2 protein-coding genes are annotated in these 2030 nt (G+C 64.4%); both read left to right on the top strand.

Annotated elements, in window-relative coordinates:
* A partial coding sequence (locus QMX78_RS21245; RefSeq protein ID WP_282273410.1) for a methyl-accepting chemotaxis protein occupies positions 1-540 on the top strand: 540 nt, incomplete at its 5' end.
* 132 nt (positions 541-672) lie between these two features.
* The coding region (locus tag QMX78_RS21240; protein ID WP_282273408.1) for a cache domain-containing protein at positions 673-2030 on the top strand (1358 nt) is incomplete at its 3' end.

Raw genomic sequence — 2030 nt, 5'->3', positions numbered from 1 at the left:
GAACAGGGCCGTGGTTTCGCCGTGGTCGCCTCGGAAGTGCGCACCCTCGCCCAGCGCTCCGCCGCAGCCGCCAAGGAGATCAAGGGCCTGATCGACGACTCGGTCGGCAAGGTCGGCGAAGGCTCGGCGCTGGTGCAACAGGCCGGTACCACCATGGACGAGATCGTCACTTCGGTGCAGCGCGTGACCGACATCATGGCCGAGATCTCGGCGGCCTCGCAGGAGCAGAGCGCCGGCATCGACCAGGTCAACCAGACCGTCATGCAGATGGACGAGACCACCCAGCAGAACGCCGCGCTGGTGGAAGAAGCCACCGCCGCCGCACGCTCGATGGAAGACCAGGCCAACCAGCTGACCGAGGCAGTGGCGGTGTTCCGCACCGGTGCAGCGCAAGCCGTTGTGGCGCAGCCCCAGCAGGCCAAAGCTGCGTTTACCCCCGCCACACCCGCCCCGGCCCGTCGTCTGCGTGCAGTCGCCCCGGCGCAACGCGGCAATGCCGCCGTGCGCGTCGACAACGACGGTGACTGGCAGGAATTCTGATCGCCAGCTGCACATGTATGAACGACGCCCCTGAATAGGGGCGTCGTCAATTCAGTGCAACAAAACGCTCCAGCTACGCCTCCAGATGCCGATGTACTGAGAAATCCCAACACACCAGGCCAGCAGTAACCCATGTCTTTGCCCACGAGTTTCCTTACCCGCAGTATTGCAATGCGCTTGATGCTGGGAACGGCATTGGTCGCGACCGTCGCATTTGGCCTCACCGCACTGTTCATCTACCTGCGCAGCAGCGACGCACTGCTGTCAGCCTCGCGGGTAAGCCTCGAGAACATCGCCCAGCTCGAGGCGCAACGCATCTCCACCGAGCTCGGCCACGGCTTTGAAGCCAACGACACCTTGTCGCGCAGCTTCCTGGCACTGCGCCAGCAAGGCGGCTTCAGCCGCGTGAGCGCTGCCAAGGTGATGCAATCCCAAGCCCTGAACAATCCGCAGTGGGTGGGTGTAGGCACCTTGTGGGAGCCGCAGGCCTTCGACGGCGACGATGCCAACCATGTCGATGCCGACGGCCATGACGCCAGCGGCCGTTTCATGAGTTACTGGGCCTGGCAGGGCGGCGCACCCGTGCAGGAACCGCTGCGTGGCTACGACGTACCCGGCGACGGCGACTGGTACCTGCAGCCGGCCGCGACCAGTAAGCCATCGGTGCTGGAACCGTACAGCTATGAGATCGGCGGCAAGAAAATCCTGATGACCACGCTGGCGACCCCCATCGTGCAGGACGGTCAGTTCCTGGGCGTCGTCACGGTGGATTTCGCCCTGCAGTCGCTGCAGGACCGCCTGTCCAAGATGCGCCCGATGCAGGAAGGCTACGTCCGCCTGCTGTCGCCGGCGGGCACCATCATCGCCGACCATGATCCGGCCAAGGTCGGCAGCAAGGCCGATGATGCCGACACCCGCGCGATGCTGGCCAACACCGCCAGCAACAAGATCACCTTCGAGCAGCGCCGTGATCCGGTCCTCGACGAAGACGTGGTGGAAACCTATGTTCCGCTGAAGATCGGCGATGCCGAGCAGAGCTTCGCCTTCGGCGTCGTGGTGCCGCGTGCCCTGTTGATGGAACAGGCACGTACGCTGCTGTGGACGATCGTGGTGGTCGGCATCGTTGCCGCGCTGCTGCTGTGCGGCGCACTGTTCCTGCTGCTGCGCAGGTTCGTTTTCAAACCCTTGAACGAGGCAGTCAAGCTGTCCGACAACATCGCTGCCGGCAAGCTCGACAATGCTGTCAGCGTGCAACGTGACGATGAGCTGGGCGCCCTGCTCACATCGATGCAGCGCATGCAGTCCCAGCTGCAGTCGGTGATCGGCGCGCAGCGGGAGATGGCCCGCCAGCACGAGGCGGGCGTGATCAGCTACCGCATGGACGAGGCCGCCTTCCCCGGCGACTACGGCGTGATGGTCAAGGAAAGCAACGCGCTGGTCGCTTCGCACATCCAGATGCTGCTGTCCGCGCTGGAGATCATCAAGCGCTA

It is taken from the genome of Stenotrophomonas sp. PS02298, from assembly GCF_029959445.1.
Classification (GTDB): Bacteria; Pseudomonadota; Gammaproteobacteria; order Xanthomonadales; family Xanthomonadaceae; genus Stenotrophomonas.
Note: the sequence above shows the minus strand (reverse complement) of the source record. Positions and strands in the feature narration are given on the sequence as shown.